Annotated in this window: 11 protein-coding genes; 2 read left to right on the plus strand and 9 right to left on the minus strand. The window is 53.3% G+C overall.

What is annotated here, in order from left to right; translation table 11 throughout:
• Positions 1-11 precede the first annotated feature (11 nt).
• Positions 12-1,388 (minus strand): hypothetical protein, encoded by a 1,377-nt coding sequence (locus tag HPY86_03550; protein ID NPV13991.1) that lies wholly within the window; start codon positions 1,386-1,388, stop codon positions 12-14.
• 450 nt (positions 1,389-1,838) lie between these two features.
• Between HPY86_03550 and HPY86_03555 the strand changes: the two genes are divergently transcribed.
• Entirely contained in the window at positions 1,839-4,379 is a 2,541-nt protein-coding gene (locus tag HPY86_03555) for a T9SS type A sorting domain-containing protein (protein NPV13992.1), read from the plus strand.
• Here the strand turns inward: HPY86_03555 and HPY86_03560 are convergent.
• From HPY86_03560 to HPY86_03580, 5 genes are all read right to left on the minus strand, one after another.
• On the minus strand, positions 4,369-6,417 hold the full coding sequence (locus HPY86_03560; protein NPV13993.1) for a hypothetical protein: 2,049 nt from the start codon (positions 6,415-6,417) through the stop codon (positions 4,369-4,371). The genes HPY86_03555 and HPY86_03560 overlap by 11 nt on opposite strands.
• Before the next feature lie 104 nt (positions 6,418-6,521).
• Entirely contained in the window at positions 6,522-7,589 is a 1,068-nt protein-coding gene (locus HPY86_03565) for a PorV/PorQ family protein (GenBank protein ID NPV13994.1), read from the minus strand.
• Positions 7,590-7,603: 14 nt separating this feature from the next.
• The gene (locus HPY86_03570; protein ID NPV13995.1) at positions 7,604-10,486 is read right to left on the minus strand and encodes a hypothetical protein; all 2,883 of its coding nucleotides are present in this window, start codon (positions 10,484-10,486) and stop codon (positions 7,604-7,606) included.
• An 11-nt stretch (positions 10,487-10,497) separates the two neighbouring features.
• Positions 10,498-13,329, minus strand: coding sequence for a TonB-dependent receptor (locus HPY86_03575; protein ID NPV13996.1), 2,832 nt, complete (start codon positions 13,327-13,329; stop codon positions 10,498-10,500).
• A complete protein-coding gene (locus HPY86_03580) occupies positions 13,326-14,333 on the minus strand; it encodes a hypothetical protein (protein ID NPV13997.1) in 1,008 nt (335 codons plus the stop codon). The genes HPY86_03575 and HPY86_03580 overlap by 4 nt, the downstream gene beginning before the upstream one ends.
• A 271-nt stretch (positions 14,334-14,604) precedes the next feature.
• On the opposite strand from HPY86_03580, the gene HPY86_03585 reads away from it, so the two are divergent.
• Positions 14,605-17,358: a T9SS type A sorting domain-containing protein gene (locus tag HPY86_03585; GenBank protein ID NPV13998.1), complete on the plus strand. Its 2,754-nt coding sequence runs from the start codon at positions 14,605-14,607 to the stop codon at positions 17,356-17,358.
• Positions 17,359-17,514: 156 nt separating this feature from the next.
• Here HPY86_03585 and kbl read toward each other — a convergent pair whose 3' ends face one another.
• From kbl to HPY86_03600, 3 genes are all read right to left on the minus strand, one after another.
• The gene (gene kbl, locus HPY86_03590) at positions 17,515-18,774 is read right to left on the minus strand and encodes a glycine C-acetyltransferase (protein NPV13999.1); all 1,260 of its coding nucleotides are present in this window, start codon (positions 18,772-18,774) and stop codon (positions 17,515-17,517) included.
• Between the two features lie 9 nt (positions 18,775-18,783).
• Positions 18,784-19,443, minus strand: a complete 660-nt coding sequence (gene deoC / locus HPY86_03595; protein NPV14000.1) for a deoxyribose-phosphate aldolase — start codon at positions 19,441-19,443, stop codon at positions 18,784-18,786.
• A 399-nt stretch (positions 19,444-19,842) separates the two neighbouring features.
• Positions 19,843-24,258 (minus strand): T9SS type A sorting domain-containing protein, encoded by a 4,416-nt coding sequence (locus HPY86_03600; protein ID NPV14001.1) that lies wholly within the window; start codon positions 24,256-24,258, stop codon positions 19,843-19,845.
• Positions 24,259-24,340: the final 82 nt, after the last annotated feature.

The following is a 24,340-nucleotide window of genomic DNA, read 5'->3' on the forward strand; positions in this document are numbered from 1 at the left end:
CTGCCGGAGTTTTACCGGCTGGGCTGCATTCTTACCGGAATACCAATCTCGGATGCCGGCGGTGGTGCCTCAGGCAACCGGAGGTCCTTGCCATCCTTTCGCGTCGCAATCACCCGCCAGTAAAACCCGGCATTGGAACGCCCGCCTTTTAACTCGTAAACATCAAATCCGGTCTGGTCAGTTTTGACATATACGCCATTACACTCGTCGGTCAGGGTCACAAAAACCCGTAACGGTGCACTTTCATCCACGGCAACACAGTCTAAAAACAGCGGGTCTAAGTTCACCCGACAGTGGCCATTGACAAGCCGGGCTTCGCCAAAATCCTCAAAGAAGGGCTGGGGTGACTCGGGCGCAAAGAGAATCCGTTTCCCTTCCCGGGTTGCCATTATCGTTGAGACCTGACCATCACCAAGGATTTTGTAGTTCTGTCCGTTGTAGCGATAGGCAACATAGGCATAGGTGGAATCGGTCGTGCCAAATGTCCGGAAATAACCGCCGGCGCGGTTGCCGCTCAAATTTCGCGCCAGACCGTAAACACCGACCGTGGTACCGTTGAACGCACCACCACAACCCTGGGCAAGCGTAAAAACCGTATCACGAATTCTGTTCCCCATAGTAGCAACACCAGTACCAGTGGTGTCATGAGCATAGGCAAAAAGACCAAACCGCCGGGCGGAAAAGGTTCCACCCGAGCCCGCGGTCAAATAGAACAGGGTGTCGTAGTTACCGCAGCCGGCAACGCCGGTGCCACGAGTGCTAAAGTTAGTTCCATAAACGCCAAAACTGCTGTCCTTTTCACTTCTGCCATAAATCGTCGGCGTGTGATTGCCGCTAACTCCCACCCCATAAGCAGCAAAAATCCCATTGCTGATACCGGCACCGCTGATGTAAAAATTGGAAGGTGCCTGCATTGTTGTACCGTTCCAGATAAAATCAGTATGGTGCTTGTTGTCAAGCATATCGGCGTTGTCCGCCTTTGCCGAATGAATCCCATATGCCATTGAAGTAATCTCAGTGCGTGGGGTCATAACCTGGCCGCTGATTGTCAACTGCAACCAGCGCCGCTCCCCGGTTCGGAAAATGGTTGTGTCGCCTTCGCTCAGCAGTAATTTAACATTGAACACACCCTGCCGTACCGGCACGGTTTGCAACTGGGGACCAAAAAGCCGCAGACCACCACTTTCGGCATCGTAAATCTCAAACGCCATCGCCAGACCCGGACTCGTGTTATTGATGGGTGTGCCACTCGCATCGGTAAGGTAGCCCTGGTAATTGATAAACATCGGCACGCCGTCTTTTGTTACAACCTCAGCAGAAGGCTGTGGTGTTGGGGTACCGGCAAACAAAAGTATGCTTACCCCGGCTAATACAAAGAAACAACGCATCCTAACCTCCTTTTATGCTTTTAATACTATAAAAACCCCGACAATCCCTCCCTAATTTATTTTGCCAGATTTTCCGATTTTGTCAAGTTTTTCTATAATCCAAAAAATCACGCCGTATGCCGCCCGACAAATTGACCTGCCGCTTTTCGAAACGCCCCTTTCTAAACTGAATTCTGTGACTTTTGCGGTTTTATTGACAGATAAAACGCTTTTTTCTAACATATCTTACAAACAGGAGGTAAAATGCATTTTTTAATCCCAACGCTCCTAATCTGCCTAAGTCAATTTACCTTCCCGCGGACAAATTTAAAGCGGCAAATGACGCAGTCGCAAAATCATTTGCCCAGACGGCATTTCTTCCTGTTTAACAATCTAAAGCAAAATAATAAAAACGCTCATAAAACCATATTTGATTTTAGAAACCGCCGCTCTAAAATGGGGTTTCCCAAATTGAACTCCTCATTTCTCGAAGAGTTCGCCTTTGATACCACATCTTATCTTGGAGCGGCTCCCGGAGACCAGGATTTTCCCGCAATTGCCTTCAATGGCACACAGGCTTTTGTCGTCTGGACCGATTGGCGCAATCAATATGCCCAAATTTGCGGCGCCCGCATCACTGCCGAAGGTACAATCCTCGACACATTCCCGATAACCATCTCTACCGGCGAAGGAAACCGGGTATTTCCATCAATCGCCTTTGATGGCAATAACTACCTTGTCGTATGGATGGATGACCGCGACAATGACTGGTTATTTGACATTTACGGTGCCCGTGTCTCATCAACCGGCGTGGTTCTTGACCCTGAGGGTATACCGATTTCTTACGGTGGTGACCATCTTTACCCATCAATCGCCTTTGACGGCACCAACTACTTTGTCGCGTGGAGCGATGACCGGAACGGCAGCTACTACTACGATGTCTATGGCGCTCGGGTTACTCCTGCTGGCACCGTCTTAGAACCGTCCGGAATTCCTATCTGCACGACCGCCTATAACCAGTTTGTCTTTCGCAGTATCGCTTTCGATGGCAATAATTATCTTGTTCTCTGGTCTGATGGTAGAGACGAAGGTGGTGAGTCCTTTAATATTTATGGGTCTCGCATCAGGCCCGACGGTGTGGTAATTGACACCAATGGCAAACCAATCATCCGGGAAGTCAACAGTCAGTTCTTACCCCGATTGACATTTGATGGTACCAACTACTTTGCCGTATGGATGGATGACCGCGCAGCCCTTGAATCATACCGTCTTTTGGGTTCCCGGATATCAACTTCCGCAAACCCGCTCGACTCCAGTGGCATCCTCCTGAACGAAATGGAAATCTCCTTTCCCGATATTACAACGGACGGAACAAACCACTTTATCACCTTTCTCTGGGCTGATGGCGTTTATGGGATGCGCATTACCCGGGAAGGTGTGGTGATTGATACGGGCGGTTTTATGGTTAACTACAACTTCTCATTATCCCCTCCGGTAACGACCTTTGGGCAAAACCGCTATTTCGTATCTTACTCAATTTATGGTGAAATGGACTCCGATATCCTGACCACCCGCATCGCCACCGATGGCACAATTTTAGACCCGGACGGAATATTGACATCATGGGGACTAAGAAGCACCCCTCAGACTTATCCGCAAGCCGCCTTTGACGGGTCAAACTACCTCGTGGTCTGGGAGGATTTTCGGGAACCGAATGGTGTTATTTATGGTACGAGATTAACACCCACGGGTCAGATTCTTGACTCAGGCTCCATTTTCATCTCCCCCGGCGGCAGTATAACGGAAAAACCGGTGGCGGACTTTGACGGCGAAAACTTCCTTGTCGTGTGGACCGACTTTCGCTACGGTGAAGCCGACATATTTGCCGCCCGGGTCACGCGCCAGGGGGTACTCTTAGATTCAACCGGAATCCGGGTTTCGCAGAACAGTGGCATTGACGACTTCTACCCGGCGGTGACATTTAACGACCCGTACTATCTTATTTCCTGGATGGCTTACGACAACAGTAACGCAAAGTATTCAGTTTATGCGGCGCGCGTCACTCCAGAAGGCCGCGTCCTGGACAATATTGAAATCGCTCGGACCGAGTTGGGAGTGGGTTTCCCCAGAGTTATCAAAGGAACCGACCATTACTTTATTACTCGCATGCAGTACGACGGAAGTTATAACCACATCTATGGAGCAAGGGTAACGCGCGCCGGAGAACTAATTGACCCCGAGGGGATACCAATTGACACCGCAATCGGCTATGAAAAAATGTTTCCCGATGTTGCCTTTGATGGTACCAACTACTTCGTTGTTTACCAGCGCGCCGATGCGAATGGAATATTTGATATCTACGGCAAAAGGGTCAGAGAGGATGGCACTGTACTCGACTCATTGCCTCGACCGATTTCGCTCACCAACGACCGCAAAACTTATCCTCGCGTTGCCTATGGCGGCGGTAAATATTTGGTGATTTGGGAAGACTATCGGGAATCAGGTGTCAGCGCCATCTACGGTGCGCGGGTGACAACCACCGGTGTGGTCATTGACACTCAGGGCATGCGGTTAATCGCTCACGAACAGTGGCGGATTGGTCCTGATATCTGTCGCGGGCCGCAACGGGAAACAGAAACCCAGTTTCTTTTGACTTTTTGGGGCTACTATCCCCCGCTCGAAACCGACAAGGCGCTTGGGGCATTTTATCTTGAACCCATTGGTGTCCAAGAAAAAGCCGGTGCCACTTTGCCCCGGGAAATTGCCATTAAACCCAACCCCCTAAAAACCCGGGGTGTATTACATTTAACAACTCCAAAAGAAGACGAAATTACTGCGGGCATTTACTCAATTGATGGTCGATTGCTCAAAAACCTGTTTACCAGAAAAAGGGTAATGGCTGGTGTTCACACTATTCCGTTTACAACGAACGGACTCAGCAACGGTGTTTACTTTATTGAGGTGAAATCTACCTCTGGAACGGTGCGAAAAAAGGTTGTTGTTACGGAGTAGAAGCACTCACCTTAGCAATTTTCCCTATCTTCTTAAACCCTTTGCCTTTGACCACAACAAGATAAACCCCGTCCGCCAGGTCCTGGTTGTACTCATTTTTGCCATCCCATTCGATTATCCGGCTCGACACCCGCGTGAATTTTCTCACCAGTGTTCCCGACAGGGTGTAGATTAAAACATCGGGTGTCTCCTCCTCGGGAAAATCCAGCACCAGTTTACAAGCACCGGAAAACGGTGCCGGCAATGTATAAGGTTCTGCCCAGCTGGAAATTTTCACGGGATAGCGCTGGCTAATCATTGAACGGTTTCCAAAAGAGTCAACCGCAACAACAAAGAAGTTGTAACCTGTTGTGTCCCGGGCAAGATTGAACAGATAGGCGGTGGTTTCCGGTGTTACCGTCGCCTGGCGTAACCGCGCAAACTGCTCAACCCGGATATCATCAATAAACACTCCTAACCGATTCCCCGTATCATCGGTTTTGTAATAAAACCGCAGATAAACCTGACCTGCGGGTAGAAGATACCGGTACTCCTGCCAGGTGTCCGCCTGCCCATAGAGTGAATCCAGTGAATACCAGTTAATTGTATCCCTGGACCATTCAACATAACACACATCGCGGCTGATATCACCGGTGGTATCCTCTGCCTCTTCGGTCCAGTAATACGCATAAAAAGAAAGCAACCCGCCCGCCTCAAGGTTAAGCGGTTGTTGGAGTGTAAGCCTCGTGTTCAGGTTCGGTGCCGAACCGGAAAAGAATGCAGTTCCTGGTGAGCGAAAGTACCGGCTGGAAACGGTCCAGCCCGAACTTTCCCAGTTCCCCAGACTATCCGCCCTTTCCAAAAAAACATTCTCGGGCTCTGCCGCCTGATAAAGTTCATATACTACCGGACTCAGGTCAAACGCCTGATACCACCAGAGCCGCACATCGCCCCGCTTGCCCGTTTGGTGATGGACGATTTCTGGCCTCGTTGGCTTGACATCGTCCTGGCAATAGTAATTGTTAAGGAAATGAAGCCAGGGCACCGAATCGGCAAAGTCAAGGGTCCGATACTCGTCGATTTTCTGCTTAAACCTCAGATACCCGGCAGGAAACCATACCGAAATTCCCCGAGCATTCCCGTAACTACCGCTCACCGCATTGCCGACAATCAGTGGATTCAACGCCGCGCGCAAGCCGCTCAAACCGGTACCGGGTGCCAGTTGCCAGAGATGGATAAAATCGACCTGCTCATCCTGATAACAGGGTGGGCTTATCGCATTTCCGGAAAATGTCTGCACCCCCTGGCGTGCTAGTTTAAAGCCTGCTGTATTGGGCGCAAGGCTATCACTTACCACCGGCTTGACGCTCGCCAGAACCCGCGTCAGCTGCTTCATATCAACCGCGGACAGACACACATCCTCACCCGGGTACGAAGCCACATAATCGGCACACATCTCAGGCAAAAACTCCCTTGGAGTTGCGGTTGGATGTGCCACCAATCGGCTCAAAAACGCATCGTAAGGAAAACCCTCCCAGGGCACAACCGCTTCTGATGCTAAAAGATAGTCGCACAAACCTAAAAGCTCGGTTGCCACCTCAATCGTACCCATCAAACAGGCATCAAACCCAATAATGGTGATACTCTTCCCCAGTTTCCTCTTACCAGACCGGATTGCCTGTTTTAACTCACCACCAGCAACACCCATCATATGCCCATCCGACTCATCAATCACCACCGCCCGCTGCGGACCATAACCCTTGCGCCAGCCATCACCATGGTCCCAGATGATTAAAAAGTAGTTCCGCGCCGGATACCGCTGACCAAGAAACCCGATAAACTCGGCAAGGGTTGCGGTGTCTGCCATATCTCTCTCGCCGAGATCACCAAGCAAAACGAGGGTGTCCTTACGGACCAGATAGCGCCGGCAGTTAGGATTGGTGTCGCGGGCAGCATTGTCTACCTGAACAACTATGTTAACCTCTTCAGTCGAACCTACCCTCAACATCTCGCCAATATCAACCGCGGCTTGCTCGCTCATTCCATTGTCCGCCGCCATATAAACACCCACGGTCCATTGCGCCGCGGACAACACCGAGAAACAAATCAGAAGGGGGATGGCTTTTAACCATCCCCCTACCGGTTTAACCTGCATCCCCGTTGTCAGAAGCCAACCGTTAACATCAAACGATGGGTCGGCTTCAGATAACTGTAGTACCGGAACGCGTAGTCAAGCCCCAGTTCCAGCCCTTCAACCACCTTACCCTTCACACCGGCACCAGCACACAATCCGGTAAAGTCACCCAGTTTCTTCATATACTGCTGGTCGGTGTTGAAGATGTAACCAGCACGCAAGAACAGCATATCCGCCAAACCGTACTCCAGTCCGAAATTGACCGTCTCGTTGATGTCAGAAGGGTGCACCAGGTCAATCGCTGCGGTCAGCCGGTTGTTGTCGTTCTTCAAAACATCCATCGCCACCCCGAACCGGAAAGTTGTCGGCAGGGGCACCGGTGTTGTTTTGTAAGAACCCTGCAACTGACTGGGACCGGAATCGGGCCAGTAAAAGTTGTAGTCAAGATGCGGACCGGCGTAACTCAACTGACTGCCGTAATTGGTAACCGCCGCACCGAGCCGCAACGACTTGAACCCGGTATTGTAAAACAACCCGACATCAAGCCCCAGCGCTGAAGCCGACAGGTCCCATATCGTCTGATTGATACCCTTCACCGTCAAACCAAACGACAGTTTATCAGTGATGATTCGGGCATAAGACAGACCGAGTGCCAGGTCCGAGGCACCGATTGTCAACCCGGTGCCTTCATCTTCGCGCAGCGGTGTCTGCGGGTTATCCACTGTTGTCTGCTCGATCGAACCCATCGTCAAGGCGGTTGCTGAGATTGCCACCGTTCCGAAATTGGTCACCGGCAGCACCACCGTCAGATAGTCGTGGTTGATGTCAGCAAACCAGTTGGCGTGATTAAACTGCGCCTGCCGTTTGATGTATGCAATACCCGCCGGGTTAAAGTAACTTGCTGAAGCGTCGTCTGCCAGCGCGGTAAAGGCGTCACCCATTCCCGATGCCCGACCAACGCTGATTTTCAAAAACTGGGCACCGGTTGTCGCCACCTTAGAAAACGCCGCCCAGCTCATCGAAAATAGCACAAGGGCGATTAAAATCGCCCTGCCCCATTTTCCGACTTTATCACCTCTGTAATCAACTGGTCTCATCCTTCACCTCCCTCTTAATGGATGACCATAAACTTACCGGTAAACTCACCCACTGGTGATTCAACATGGTAGATGTAAACACCAGGGGCAATCAACTGTCCGTAGTCGTTGATCAAATCCCAGGTTGCGGTTCCACCCTCATCCAGCGGCTGCTTCTTCGTGTCTTTATGCTCAATCACCTTCAACAGGTCACCCGCAGTTGTAAAGATTCTTATCGTGCAGGTGCCGGGCAGATGGGTAAACTTAATCACCCGCTGCTCTGATGTCTTTTCCCAGCCATTGAACACGATGTACGGGTTAGGTACCACCTTCACCGCCAGCTTCTGCTCTGTCGTCGTATCCGTATAACCCGGCGTCGCGCTGATTCGGAACACATTGAAAAACGGCGCAGCACCTTCGGCGCGATGCCCGACAACACTCCACACATCACCATCATTGATCGAACTCAAAAGCCCGCGCAACGAGTCTCCGGACTGCTTCAACCCGAGATAACCACCGCAGATATAGATATTCGCCACCGTTCCCTTGAGCGTATCGGTTGGATTGCGGAACGCTCGGTCAACAAAACACCAGCCATTAGCATTCTGCGGACCGGTACCGGTGGTCGTAAACTTGGCAAAAGGTACCTCAATATCACCGTTCGTCACATCGTAAACCTTCGCAGTTAAGTAACCACCATTGTTCACCCATTCAATTCGATAGTCTGAGCCACGGAATGCCCAGTACGCCTGGGAAGGTGCGCCTCCGATCTTCAACGATTCCGCCGGATAACTACCACTAACGATATTCACGCCATCAAACGGTGCGGTCGGGATTTTCATCCTCATCTTCATCTGCAACGCCTGACCATTGAACACCGGCACCTGAATTGAGGCGGTTGTCGGTGAAGTGGCGATTGTATAGGTGAACGAACTGGTATCGCCAATTAGCGAATCACCCCGGCTGGTATTGACCACATAATAAGAGTACAGGGCTTTTGCACTCGAACCGGTCCAGCTCGGACCAAGGAACCTTAACTCGTAAACATCGCTTGTCACCTTAAACGGTACCACTACCGTGGTTGAACAAACCAGCGCCGGGCTGATAGAATCACCAACCACCCTTACCACCTGTGCCTCGGGCGCAACATAGTTCACCGGCTCCCAGCGCGGGACTGTTGAGAAGTTGGAAACGATGCCTGAACGCAAAATCAGTGTATCCCACTTGATTGGGTTGCCCAGCGAATCCTTCTCGGTTGTAATGTAGTTCCAGTCATAAGCGGTTACGCAGTAGTAGTACTTAAACCCGTTTATCACATCCTTATCCACCAGCGTGTAATAGACACCGTTATCGGTCGCGTTAATCCACAAAGAGTCCGCCTGGGTTGAATCGCCACCGGGCGGATACGAAAAAGTGATTGAGTCGATTAGGTCACACTGCCCTAAAATCTGCCAGTTCGAACCGTCCCTTGACTTATAAACCACATAACCCTGAAAGTCATAACCCCGGTACATCGGGTCATAACCAGGACCGGGTTGCGACGCCACCTTCTCCCAGTAACGGTCTGGTGTTCGCTCAGGCAGGTCATCCCAGACAATCCTTACCACTTTATCACCCGGAATCAAGGTTATGTTTGGTGAAACCGGCGGACCGGGCAAAAGCCATCCCTGGTCAAAGATAAACTGCGCAGCAATCGCCACCTGGGCAAGATGAACCAGTGAATCCTTGGGTCTGTTTGCCCAGGGCTGATTTGGTCCGCCAAACGGCGCACCAATCGCCGCCACCACCAATCGCTCCACCTGACCCGGTGCCAGGTCAAACGGTCCGGAGCACTGAATAAACCGCTTATCCGCCGGCGTAACATCAACCGAATCGAACGCCGAATAAACACCGGTCCGATAGTCGTAGCCCGCCATCGTCAGATACTGTGCCGGGTCTGTAACTGGATCGATGTCAATCGTAAACTTCTTAAACGCCGTCATACCAAGCGGAATCTCGATTGTATCACCGGAAGGTGTGATTGAATCCCGTTTCGGCGAATCAAGGAACTTATAGGCAAAAACGCCCGGTGTGCCTGACTCCCATGTCGTACCCGGACTCTCCACATTGTCATTGTCACCCGCATAACCGACATTTTCCACCCAGCCCGCACCCGGAATTGAATCTCTCAGAATGAACCCCACCATATCATCAGTTGCGTCACCGATATCAGGGTCCATCACTGCGCCGATAAAGCAACGCTTCAGTGTGTCGTCTCCGGAATTGCGCACATAGTACAGGATGAAGAAGATGTCCTGATTAGATGGATAGTTCCAGGCGTACACCACCTGATAAACATCGATATTCTGCGGCTTACCCGGTGCGATGTGGTTCTCCGGTGCCGCATCCGAATACACACACCACATATCCTGGAGCGAGAACGCCTCATACGGTATCAAAATTGAGTCCATTCTCGGGTCACCGGTTTCCCAGCGACTGCGCGGACTTGGTGGCCAGTCACTCGGATAGACAAAAATCCGGTCATCCGGACTGCCCGCGCCCTCTGCTGCATTCTTGACCGTAGTTGGTGTCAACTCGGTGCCCCCGGAGTTCGGGTTGTATCCGAATGAAACCAGGGTATCCACCTTGCCATCGGCACGGGGTTTCAGCGAACCGAACCACATCCCGGCCCCAAATATGTAGCAGTTGTGCAGCGGTTGGGGCCAGGAACCGCCTGCCACTCCAGTGCCTACCGTAACATCAATCCCGTAGCGCCCGTCATTGTAGAACGGACACTTCCAGCGGTTGATGTTCAGCCACTTCATATCATAGATTCGCTTTCCCCGGGGAACGGGTTTTATCGCCTTTGCGCTTGCCCGTTCCCAGACGCCGAAAAGCACCAGAAGTACTATTACCGAAGAAAAGATTCGTCGTTTCACTTCTTCCTCCCTTAGAATGACAGACTAATCCCGAACCGAATCTTGCGCGATGGTCCGTAGTAAGTCGGCGCCTTGACATAGTCCTCGCGGGCACGCAGATAAGACTGGTACAGTTCGTTGCGCGTCAGATAGCCGTCATGGTCAAAATCCCGCGCCGGATGGTAGTACAGGTCACCAAATCTGATACCGGGTGAAAACTGCTCCGGCGTGTACACCTGACCATCGAAGTCCGGTTTGCCGGTTGCCGAATAAACACTTGTCACCACCGCCGCATTCAACAGGTTCGTAATGTCGCAGGAGATTGAGAAGGTGAGACCACCTAATTTGATGTCTTTGTTCAGCCGTGTGTCCACAGTGAAACTTCCGGGCATCCGCGCCGAGTTATCCGCGCCGGTCCGATTGCCCTTTAAGTCGGTTGGTGTATAAGGCAGACCCGACGCATAAGACGCAACCGCGGACCAGTTGAAGTCGCGCAATACCGCAAACGCAAAGTCCGATGGGAACGACAGTCCGATGTTACCGTGCAGCGAATGGCGCTGGTCCTGGTCAAGGTAATAGTCAACCTGCATCGGTGTTTCGCGCTGATACTGGTCGGTCGCGGTTGATGCGGTTCCCTTGGCAATCTGGAAGGTATAGCCAATCTGCGCATTCCAGTAATTCGCCAGCGCCTTGGTCATCGTCGCCTCAAAGCCCTGAATCCGGGCATACTCCACATTGTAGTACATCGTATAGGGCTGGGGCAGTGCCGAAACAACCCGTACTCCGGACAGGTCAAACACATCCTTGTAGAATGCGGTCACATCAAACGCAAACACATCGCTCAACTGGGCATCAAACCCGAGTTCGTAGGCGATGGTCTTCTCCGCACCCATATTGGCATTACCGACAATCACATTACCCCGACCGCGCAACTCTGCTGCGGGCCGCTCCGCATACTCATACAGGTTGGCAAACACCGGGTTCTTAAAGAAGTGGCCATAAGAAAACCGGAACTTCACCCGTTCTGTAATCGGATAGGAGATTCCCAGCCGTGGTGACAACCGGTACTTGGGTGGCACCGGCAGGAACGAGTCAGAGATGTTCGGTGTCGAGCCAAGCGACTCCGGAAATGCCCGCACCTTTGCCTTGGCATCGAGATAGTCAAACCGCACTCCAGCGCGCACCACCAGGTCCTCAAAATCTGCCCGGTCCTGGATGTAAGCCGCGGCAACCAGCGGTTTGTAGTTGTAGGCATCCCAGAACGGGTTCTGGTCCCAGGGCAGAGAGTTGTCGTACATTGACACCGAGTACTGGGTGATGTCCACACCGGTCTTCAACTCGTGCACCTTGGAAACAGTTTTGGTCAGGTCAAACTTGAATATGTAGTTATTAGTTGCCCGGTAGTGCCAGGTCCGGTTGTCCCCTTCGGTAACAAACAACCCGGCAACACCGTACGGGTTGTCAATCAGCGCATAAGCCGGCACAAAGTTCTTTTTCTGTTCCGGATAGGCATAGACCGTATCGCCATTCGGTGCCAGCCAGTAAGACCGGTACAACTGCAGTACCGCCTCCTTCTTGCTCAAGCCTTCGGGATTGTTGAAAACCCAGTCTTCCGCCCGGAACCAGTACCGGTCCCAGATTCCAGTCTTGCGCAAAAATCCCCAGAAACCGGTTGTATCCGCCTGTTCGGCATAGAAGTTGCGCACCGTCCGAATCAGTGAAGTCTGGAAAAGCCCAACCTTCGCCTCGTAAACGAGTGTCGGCGAAAGCATATGGTTCAAAGTCAGGTTGCCCTTGTAAGACCGCACCCGGTTGGCATAAAGTCCCTTCTGCCAGAACTTATAAGAGTTGGCAAACGCCTGCCACTGATAATTGGAGTGGTGGCCATCAAGCGTCCACTTCATCCCTTCCCGGGTCAAAAAGAACTCCTTGGGCATTTGCAAGGTCAACTTCCCTTCAACCGCATACTCACCGCGCGGTGCCGGCACCTTATACAGACAGTTCCGGTCGTCATCGGTCTTAAAGTACTCGGTTGAGAGAAAGTAGCGCAGCCGGTTCCAGCCCAAAGGTCCACCTAACGATAAAGTCAACCGGTTGTATCCGAAGTTCAAATCCTCCTTCGGAAAAACCTCATCGGTGATATAGCGCAGCCGACCCTGAGTTGTGCTACCACCCTCCTTGGTCACCGCCTTGATGATACCGGACATCGCCTGGCCATACTCGGCATCAAAACCACCGGTAATCACAACCACCGATGCCAGCGCATCCGAAGTTGGCTTCGGGCTCGACCAAAGGGTTCCGACCACCGCATCCTGCGCTGCAACCCCGTCCACTAAATAGGCGACATCGTCATACCTGCCGCCCCGGATATGAGTCCAGCCCCGGCCTGCGGTTTGCGTCACACCGGCTTGCATCCCGACCAGTTCGGACAACTGCACGACCGGCAACCGTTTGAACTCCTCGTCTGTGATGATGCGCTCAACCGTCACCTGACCGCGGTTCACCAGTGGCCTTTCCGCCTTCACCTCAACCGGACCAACCTCAATTGCGGTCTGGCTCAACTGGAAATCGACCACGGTCACATTGTCCTGCACCACCAGGACATCGGTTACGGTCATCTCATTGTAACCAACATAAGATGCGGTGAGTTTGTACCTGCCGGGTGGGACATTGATAATCTCATACTCGCCGTTAATATCGGTCGCGGCACCAAAATCGGTCCCGACCACAATCACATTCACGCCGATTAAGGGTTCCCGGGTCTTCTTATCGGTAACCCGTCCCCGAATTCTTCCCACAACCCCGGCAAGGGCGCTGCTCACCGTTAGCAAAAGGATAAGTGCTGTTAAACCTATCTTCCTCATTGCCCGCCTCCTTTAACCTGAAATGGAATCCCCCAGACCACCGCATTCAACTCGCCGCCAGCTTCATAAACCACGCCAAAAGGAATCTGCTCAACAAACAGCCACTGCACCCCGGTCTCGGTCATGGCGAGTCGATTGGTGGTGGTCATTCGGAATCTTTTACCTTTATAAAAGATAAAATTGTTCGCATCGGTCATCGCGGTCAAAAGCGCCCGCACCCAGATGGTGTCGCCCACCTGATAACTCAAAAGCCCATCCGGATACTCGTAAAGCCTTTGCATACCGAAATGGAGCGTATCAGGCCTTAAGGCGATGGTGTCCTCGCGCACGCCATTGGTCAGATAAACCGCGGCAAGATAGGGCGCATCGTCTGGATTCGGCGCATAAAACCGCTGACCACCTGCCAATTTCCAGAGTCGCCACTCGCCCGACTCCTTGCGCAAAACACAGCCCCCGGTCACGACACCGTTAATCGGTTTTTCCACCAGCATTGAGGTGTCGGTGAACACCGTATCATAATAAGGTAGCCGAATCGTCTCGGACGGCGTGACAATCAACGACTCCTTAACAAAACGGGTGTAGGTATAGGCGTGCAACCGCAACACACCCGGTATCGTTTCTACTACGGTGACGGTTGCGGTCGTCTCCTTGGTTGCGGTGTCTGCCACAGCAACGAACTTAAAATTAAACTTGATATCCTCGGTGAAAAAGATGTGCTGTAACGAGTCGCACTTAAACCGCATCTTGAACGGATTGTCCCTAATCGCCTTCCTGACGATGGATTCGGCAATCACCCATTCGAAGCTCTGGAAACTGTCCTCGGTAAACCGCATCTGGAGGAGTTCCTTGTTCGCCAGCACCACATCCCGAATCGCCGCGGAATCGGCGGCGTCCGGTTTCCAGAATCCGGCTGGCGGCATCCGGCCACATCCAAAAATCCCGATGATTAAGAACATCAGGCTGGCCGCCACCAGCACGCGACCACTTACACCTTCTTTCCGCACAGTTTGCCTCCTTTTTTCCGGGCACGGCATGCCGTGCCTTCATTATCATAAATTATCACTAATTCGGTCCCATTCTCGGACTCTTCCGAGAAATTTCGCCCACAGCATAGTTAACAACATATTAACCTTAAATAAATATTTTCCTTTTGTCAAGCATCGGCACGGCTCAATTGTGCTGATTGACAAAAGACCAAAAACGGTCTATCATTTTCTGCGCCCGAAATGGGTGCGACGGGTTCGCGTGGTAAAGAAAATTTAAAGGAGGTTTCAAATGAAAACCTGTCGTTTTGCTCTTTTAATTTTGTCCTTGTTGTTAACCGGTGTTGCACCGCTTGAAAGCCAGACTATCTTCAGTGAAAACTTCAACTCACCCTGGAACACCCTCAATCCACCATCGGGCTGGTCAATCCTTTTTGCTGGCGACACCAGCACCAACGACTGGCACCGCGCACCCGACCTTGGCTTTCACCCCTGGACCGATAACCCCACACCCTATGCTGCGCTTGGTCCGGGTGAAACCGACCAGGATATGCTTATCACCCCGGTCCTTGACTTCACCGGTTGCGAAAATGTTGTACTCCGCTGTTCATTGGGATTTGTCCCGGGCACCGGTTACCATGAAGCCCGCATCCTCGCCTCAATCGACTCGGGCGTCAACTACAACATCGAAATCGCCAACCTGACCGGTCAGACAGTTGAACCCGGGCTTCGCACCTATGACCTGTCCTGGGCACCAAACCAGCGCAGCGTGCGTATCGCCTTCTACCTCGCTGCCGAAGACACCGGACTTACCTACTTCGTTGTTGACGATGTTTCCATCACCGGCACACGCCGGGCAACCGATGTTGGTATCCTGCGCATCCTCGCTCCCACCGATACCGTGGACTCGGGCGCGATGGTCAGCCCGCGCTGTCAGGTCATCAACCCTTCCAACGGCACCGGCTCATTCTGGACCAGACTTACCATTGGCAACTATCAGGACAGCGTCTGGACCCAAGACCTTGCCCCGGGTGAATCGGCAACTCTAACATTTCGCTCCTATAATGCCGACACCGCGGGGATCGTCTATGCCCAATTCCAGACCCTTTTGCCCGGCGACCTGAACCCGGAAAACGACACCGCCAACCGCCGCGTGTTTGTCAAACCACCCTTCTTCAACGATGTCGCGGCCCTCTTGATACTCACGCCGACTGGTGCGGTTATCGAAACCACCAGTGTCATCCCCCGTGGCATCATCAAAAACAACACCGCCAATCCGGTAACAATCAAAGCCTACTTTGACATCCTGTTCTTTGGCAGCCCGGTTTACTCCGACTCCATCACCGGCAATCTCTCTGCCAACCAGATTGACACCGTAAGTTTCTCCGCCTGGATTGCCACTCCACCCGGCACCTACAACTCTATCTTCCGGGTCTGGGCTGAACGCGACCTCAACCCGGAAAACGACCTTATCTCCTCATCGTTTACCGTCCGCTCTCCAATCCACGATGTTGGCGTCGAGCAAATCGTTTCACCATCTGACACCGCGCCGCCCGGCAGCATCACCCCCTCAGCAAAAATCGTCAACTACGGCACCTTCCCGGAAACCAACTTCAAAATCTTCTTCTCGGCTTTCCGCGGCAGCACCCGTGAATACCGCGACTCGGTAATTTGCCCGGCACTTGAACCCGCGGAAACCGCTCTGGTCACATTCCCGGTCTGGCAGGCAAGCCGCGGCACCTACCTTGTGCGCTGCTCCACCGCCCTGACTGGTGACCTCGAATCTTATAACGATTGGCAGGAAAAGACCGTAATCGTCCGGACCCCGATTCTTGTTGGCTGGCAGGAGATGGCTTCATTACCCACCGGTGCCAAAGCGGTGAAAAACGGCGGTGCTTTGACCCTGCTCGGCAATACCGTCTATGCCCTGCGCGGCAACAAAACCGACGAATTCCTCGCCTACAACATTGAGACCGACTCCTGGCGGACGCTTCCATCTGTACCGCCGGGTTCTAATGGCAAGCCGGTTTACAAAGGCGGTGCCCTCACCAGCGACCGCAACCGCTACATCTACGCGCTCAAAGGCAACTCCCAGCCCGACTTCCTGCGCTACGATGTGTCTGCCGACTCCTGGCACGCACTGAAACCGGTGCCCCCTGGTCCCTCGCGCAAAGCCATTAAAGGCGGCTCCTATCTCGCCTATGCTGTCCACCGTGGCAACGGCTATATCTACCTCCTGAAAGGCTATCGCAACGAATTCTACCGCTACGACATCGCTGCCGACTCCTGGCAAGAACTGCCCTCTGCCCCGCTCGGACCGTCGGGCAAAAACTCCTACAAAGACGGTTCATTCATCGTGTATGATGGCAGCCACACCATTTATGCGGTCAAGGCAAAGTACAACGAGGTGTTCGGTTTTGACACCGACTCCCTGCGCTGGCTCACCACCACATTTCAGCGCTTCCCGCTCGCGGGCAGGTCCGGAAGACAGAAAAAGGTTAAAGACGGTGCCGGTGGCGTCTGGTGGAACAACGCAATGTACTGCCTGAAAGGCGGCAACACCTGTGAATTCTGGCGCTTCTTCCCCCAGGAAAACCGCTGGGAGGAACTGGACACCATCCCAGCGCTCGGCTCAACCGAGCGAAAGAAGCGGGTCAAAGCCGGAGGCGCCATCACCGGAATGGGCAACGGCATCTTCTTCGCACTCAAAGGCAACAAGACCAACGAATTCTGGTGCTATATGAGCCCGGAAGCCGGACCCGGTGTAGCGGAACCGGTTGTCATCCGCCCGGTGTCACAAAGGTTAACCCTTAACCTCTACCCCAATCCGGTAACAAATCTCACCACGCTCGAACTGAACAAACCACTCAACGAAAAGACCCATATCGCCATCTACGACCGGACCGGCAGACTGTGTCAGGAGTTCACAACAACATTAAACCGGGTTACCATCAACTGTCAGAACCTACCATCCGGTATCTATCTCATTCGGGCAACAAACCGGACTCACACCCTGAGCGCAACCGCCAAGATGGTCATCAGATAACCTGTAAACCGGTAGCACCGACTCCGGATAATACTATCCCCGAAACGGTCCCCTCGACCGTTCCGGGGATTATTTTCTAAACCCCTAACCTGCTTAAAAACTGTGAGTTATCTAACCGCCTGAAATTCCACCGTTAATTTTCCCCAAATTCGGGGTCTATTCTCCATAGCGGGCAACAATCTCATCCCGGCTCTTGCCCAGGATTTCGTACTTCTTGCCCACTTTGACAAACGCCGCAATCGCCCGGTCCAGATGCTCCTGGTCATGCGCTGCAGACAACTGTACCCGAATCCGTGCCTGACCGCGCGGCACCACCGGATAGAAGAACCCAATCACATAAATCCCCTCAAAGTACAAATCCCGGGCAAAGTCCTGCGCCAGTTTTGCATTGTAGAGCATAATCGGCACAATCGGATGGTCGCCGGGCTTGATGTCAAAACCGGCTTCGGTCATCGCCTTGCGGAAGTACTTTGTATTTCTCTCTAATTTATCCCGGCGCTCGGTTGTCTCGGACAGAATCTCAATCACCCTTAAAGTCGCTGCCGCCACCACCGGGCACAGCGTATTGGAGAAGAGATAGGGCCGGGAACGCTGCCGCAGAATCTCCACAATCTCCTTGCGCGCCGCGGTAACCCCGCCTGATGCACCGCCCATCGCCTTGCCAAATGTTGTTGTGATGATATCAACCTTACCCATCACATTGTGGTACTCGTGTGTGCCCCGGCCTGTTTTGCCCATAAACCCGGTCGCATGCGAATCGTCAATCATCACCAGCGCATCGTACTTCTCTGCCAGCGGCACAATCTCATTCAGTTTCGCCACATCACCATCCATAGAAAATGCGCCATCGGTTGCAATCATCACAAACCTTGCGCCCTTTTCCCGCGCCTCCTTCAACTTCGCCTCCAGGTCCGCCATATCCGCATGCTTGTAAATCAACCGCCGCTCCTTCGGCACCTTGCACAGCCGGATGCCATCAATAATTGAGGCATGGTTCAACTGGTCGGTGATGATTGCGTCCTCCGCACCCAACAGCACCTCAAACAGCCCGCCATTCGCATCAAAGCAGGACGAGTACAGAATCGCATCCTCCATCCCCAAAAACTCGGCAATCTTGCGCTCCAGTTGCCGGTGCAAAGCCTGGGTTCCGCAGATAAACCGCACCGAAGACAGCCCATAACCCCACTTCTCCAGCGCCTCATGCGCCGCCTTGATTACCTCCGGATGGCTGGAAAGCCCCAAGTAGTTGTTGGCGCAGAAGTTCAAAACTTCCTTCTGTGGTGCACCTTCTGGATACTCAACCGCGATTTTTGCTCCCTGGGGACCATGGATATACCGTTCCTCCTTATACAAACCTTGGTCCCGCACCGTCTTCAACTCATTCTGTAAAAAGCTCTTTATTGAACCGTATGCCATTACTCCTCCTTAAGTTTGATTTTTTTCCTCCTGTACGATTGCGATGCCGGCGCTCGTGCCCAAACGGGTTGCGCCCGCCGCAATCAACTCCTTTGCCTGCTGAAAAGTACGAATTCCGCCTGACGCCTTGACCCCGATTCTGCCACGGGCAACCTGCGCCAAGAGCGCCACATCCTCCTTTGTCGCCCCACCCCCTAAAAACCCGGTTGAGGTCTTAACAAAATGGGCACCCGCCTCAATTACCAGTTCGGTTGCCCGCCTCTTCTCATCCTCGGTTAAAAGTCCGGCTTCAATTATCACCTTCACCACCCTGCCATCGGCTTCAGCAACCACCGCCCGGATATCGTCCCTTACCCGGGAAAACTGCCCACCCTTAAACAGCCCGATATTCATCACCATATCAAGTTCACTCGCACCCGCCTTCACCACCGCCTTTGCCTCTGCCACCTTCACCCCGGTCAAACACGCACCCAGCGGAAAACCGACAACCGAACACACCCCGACATCGCTGCCCCTGAGTTGTTGTGCCGCCAGTTCCACATAACCCGAATTCACGCATACCGTTGCAAACCCGAACCTCTTTGCCTCCTCACACAACCTGACAATATCCTCTGGCTTTGCCTCAGGCTTCAAAAGGGTATGGTCAATATACCGGGCAATCGTTTCCATCTGTGAAACCAGATTTTACCTTCCTTAATTTATACTGTCAACAACTCTCCTCCCCTCTCTCCTACATACTCTTATCTCTCCTCCCCTCTCTTTATGGAAGTATTCCGTCAAACTCCCCTCCCTTTATGGGAGGGGAAAAAGGGGAGGGTGTCAAATCTGCTCTTACATCCTTCTCCCTCAACCTTTATGGCTTCTTTCTCACTCTCCCCGCCCTTGATTGCTGTCTTTCGTCACCTTCTTCTCCCTTTATGGCAGTCTTTCATCACTTTCCCCTCCCTTGATGGAAGCCTTCCGGAACTCTCCCCTCCCTTTATGGGAGGGGAAAAAGGGGAGGGTGCACAGAGCGTTTCAAAAAAAGAAGGGGGGCAAAATGCCCCCCTTCGTCACTCGTGCTCGAGTTTATCGGACGATGAGTTTCTGGCTTGCGCTTGCACCCGCGCTCTCAAACTTCACCAGGTAAACACCTGATGCCAGATTGCGCAGGTCAAGGCTGTGCGTGCCCGTGCCCGATGCAACAAAGTTGAACGTGCTCACCGTTCTTCCGGTCACATCAAACACGGTCACCCGCGCCGGTGAAGACTGCGGCACGCTGTAGGACAGGATGCCAAAGCCCTTGACCACCGGGTTGGGCGTCACGCTGAAGTTGAACCGACCAACGCTCACCTGTCCCGCCATCACGCCTGAGCGCTCCGGCTTAGAGGCGAACACCGTCGGCTCATAGTAGCACCAGAACTCCTGGGTCTTGCCACCCTTGAACGCATAGAACAGCCCGTTGTCGGTGCTGGCAACCGCGCCGCCCGCCTTAACCCGTTTCTTCCTGCCGCTCAGACCAACCTCAGGAATCGGGTCAAGTTCGGTCCAGGCATAGGTACCACCCGCAACATCGCACTTCCACCACTCAACGGTGTTGCCACCCTTGAGCGCGTAGATGAACCCGTTGTAGAGTACTGCATCCGAGCCGTCCTTGGACTTCTTGTTCTTGCCAGTCTTGCTGCTCGGTATTGGAATGCCCGGAATCGAAGCCGTGCTCCACTGCAGGGTTGTCAGGTCAAAGGTCCACATCTCGCTGTACTTAGCCTTGTGCGCATAGAGCGTGTTCGCACCGTCATAGACCAACCAGGAACCCTTGTCCCACTTCGGCTTGACACCAGCCGGAGCATCAGGCAGCGGCTCCCAGACACCGCTCACCGTGTTGTAGCGGTAGAACTCCTGCTTGTATCCCTTCAACAGGTACACATAGCCGGTGTCGTTCTGCACCACATACACCAGGTCGGTGCCGCCCTTGACCTTCTTGTTGCTCGCACCCAGCGGTACCGGCGTCAGTGGCGCCCAGGCGGCGCTATCAATCGAGTACCGGACAAAGTCCTGGGTGTTGTTACCAATTGTGGCGTAGATATAGCCGTCGCCATAGCAGCCGTTCGCACCCTTTGACGGCATCTTACCACTGGGCGTTGGCATCGGAGCAAGCGTTGTCCAGGCATCGGTGTTCGGGTCATAGGAGTAGAAGTCAGCCGCCTTGTTACCACGAGCCGCATAAATCAGACCGTTGTCCGGGTTGAATGCAAGGAACCCACCGTCTTTGACCGGTCCGGGCACCTGCGCCTTCTCGGTCCAGCCCGGATTGCCCAAAGGCCTGACCGTGAACGACGATACCTGCTGGTTGTTGCTCGGGTCTGCATCACCGGTCATTATCGCATTCGCCTGCGCTGTGTAGTTGCCTGTGGTTGACGCATCCCAGGTGGTGGTGAACACATAGGTTGACTCAACACCCGGGTCCAGAGTCAGCGTTGCGGTCTGGTCATAGACCACCGTGCTCGCCTCATCGGTAATCTGGAAGTTCAGGTCGAATGTTGCGGGATTGCTTCCAAGGTTCTGCACCGTTACCCGCGGTGTCACAACCGTGCCAACCACAATCGTGCCGGTCGGCTCAACGATTGCATTCACCGCAACATCACGGTAGTACGCCCAAGCAGAATCAACCAAGAGGTCATTCGAGTTTATCATATCGCCGGACAACTCGGTTGAGCAACGAACCGCATACATGCCATAAGCGGGCACAGTCCAGTTCGGGAAGCCGGTGATTGTCCGCTCTTCACCCGGCGTCAACCCGATAACCAGCCGTGTCTGGTTGTAGGTACTGCCGATCCGCAACCGCGCATAGAACGAAGCCGTCGATGTACCGTTGTTGCGCACCTTCACCCGCGGACTGATGACCGCACCGGAGTCAACTTCGCCCTTGGGCGCGATAATTTCGGTCGGCTTGACATCAACCAGGTACACGAAGGTAGAACCAGTAACCGTGTCGTTGGTATGGACCTCGTCCGAACCAAGTAGCGTCACACAACGGGTGGTGTGATTACCGATGGTGGTCGGTGTCCACGGGTCAAAACTGACCACCGCCGAATCACCCGGTCCGAGGTTTGAAACCGTCTGGGTGTCAGTATAAACCGAGCCAATCGTGAACTCAACCGGGAAGGTCTGGGTACCCCCGCCGAAGTTCCACACTTTAGCCTGCGGTGTCACCGGCACACCATATTGAATGGTGCCAGTCGGCGCCAGAATTTCGGTTGCAGCAACATCAATTGGCTTACGACAGCCAATCCCGGCGATATTGTCAATCAGCCAGCCATAATAGGTTACCGAACCGTCCGAACCAAACCGCCAGTGGACCTTGAAGGATGTGCCGTTCGCCACCGGAATCTTGAACCTCGCCACCTCCCAGTTCCAGTTGCCTGAATAGCCGTACTCACCCAAGCCATACACGGTACCATAATAGGACCTTGTTCCGTCCGGATAGAGCAGGGTCCAGGTTTGACCGCCATCGGTTGAGTATTTGAAGTTACCGCCATCATAATAGGTCTCGCAGTACATCCAGTGCATAAACATCACCACCGGCGTGTCCTGGAGCGCCACAAGGTTGAACGCGAGCAGGGTATCGTTGGCATTGTTCGCATAGGAACCAGACAGCACATCGCCCCAGCAGTTCGGACTTGAAGGTGGCGGGTTTCTCGGCGATTGTGGTGCACCCCAGCTCCAGCCGCCCGTGCCCCGGAAGTTGCCGTTCGACGCATCAAACCGTTCAACAAAGTCCGCAACCATCGTCTGCGCGGTCAACCGGTCGTTGTTCGGGTTACCATCACCCGAAAGCCGAACCGAACAGCGCACCGCATAGGTACCAGAAGTGGAAGGCGTCCAGGTGCTGAACCCGGTCACATTCAGCGTCTCGCCCGGTCCCAATGACTGGTTGACATTAACCGTGCTGGTGTAAGAACTACCGATGTCCAGTTTCACCGAGAAACTCGAAACCGAAGAGGTGCCAACATTCTTCACCCAGACCGATGGGTTGACATTCTCGCCAACCTGATGCAACCCGCCCGGCACATCAATCCGGTACATCGCCAGGTCATAGGGTGCCGGTGGCGCACCATGCTTGTAGTAGATTTCATAGTTGCCATCCCGGCTGTCATCCCACACCACATGGACATCGTTCGGATTGGAACTGTTGCCGCCGTTGTTGATTGAAGGATAGTACCGGTAACTTCCTGTCACATTTGTCAGGTTAATCGGAGTTCCCCAGGTGCCAGATGCCGAACGGTCATTGTACCGAATCTGGGGATAGGATGGACTTGTAGAGTTGTACCCGTACCAGACAACATGACCCATACCGTTCGGAGTGAAGCAAACCGTTGGATAGTACTGGTAATAGTTTAGACCGGGCTCAGAAACGGTGTCACCGACCAACTGGAAGGTGTCCGAGATACCCGTACCCAGCCGCTGCTTGTGGATTATGCGGTAGTAGTAGTAGCCATTGTCATAACCCTGCCACACGATATGGACTCTGTTGGTCTGCGGGTTAACCGCAATCGACGGGTAGTACTGGTAATAGACTGCACCGGAGATGTTCTGCTGAACCGGACCCCAGGTTCCACCAAACCTGCCCCGATACCCAATCTGGTAGTAGGAGGTGCCACCGTAACCATACCAGGTCACATGGATGTTGTTATCCCTGCCCGCCGCCACCTTGGGCCACCAGCGGTAATATGAGGTTGAGCCAGAGTCAACCCACACTCTCGGCTGCCAGGTTGTGCCAATCTTCTCCTTATAACCAATCGCATAGCCAACGGTTGAGTAGTAGTTGTACCAAACAACATGGATTCTGCCGTTCGGGCTCGCCTCAATTGAAGGATAGTATTTGTACCAGAGCAGGGTGTCTTCGGTGATACGGGTAGTTGTCGCCTCCCATCCACCATTGCCCGATGATGTCGGTGTGCACATCTTGTATGCAATGTAGTAGCCGGACGGAGCCGTAGCTTTGTTCACATACCAGGCCACATGAACATTGCCCGAAGAGTCAACACACAGTGCCGGATAATAGGAGTAGCCGATACTTGCCAAATCCGCTGAGATGCAGGTGTCACTGGTCCAGCCCGAGCCCGGATAGTACCGCTTGTAATAAACCTGTGGTGAGTATGTGCCCGGCGTCTGATAGGACATCCAGACCACATGGACTCTGCCCGAAGGGTCAACCGCAACCGTGTGCCTGCCAAATGCGTAGTTGTAGTCAGTAACCGAGTTGTTGGTCAGCCTTACATCTGGGTCCCACTGGGCATCGGTCTCTGCCATTTGCCCTTCAGCCTGCCGTGCGAGGTACTGCAAATACTCCTCGCTCGGCTCTCCCGGCTGTTTTTGCATCATCCTCTCCGGCAGCATCTCCTCGTGCAGACCCGTTTCCGGGTCAATGCGCGGTGGCTCAGGTCTTGCCGCAAACGCCACGACCGCGAGGAGGAGCAAGGAGAGTGTTACCCATTTACGCATACTTAGCCTCCTTTTTTGTTTTACCTTTGTACTCAGCGCCCGTTTACGCCAAACGCCCTGCGTCCGGGCGCACTTTTACCGC

The organism is candidate division WOR-3 bacterium, from assembly GCA_013177935.1.
In the GTDB taxonomy this organism is placed as follows: domain Bacteria; phylum Hydrothermota; class Tepidihabitantia; order Tepidihabitantales; family Tepidihabitantaceae; genus Tepidihabitans.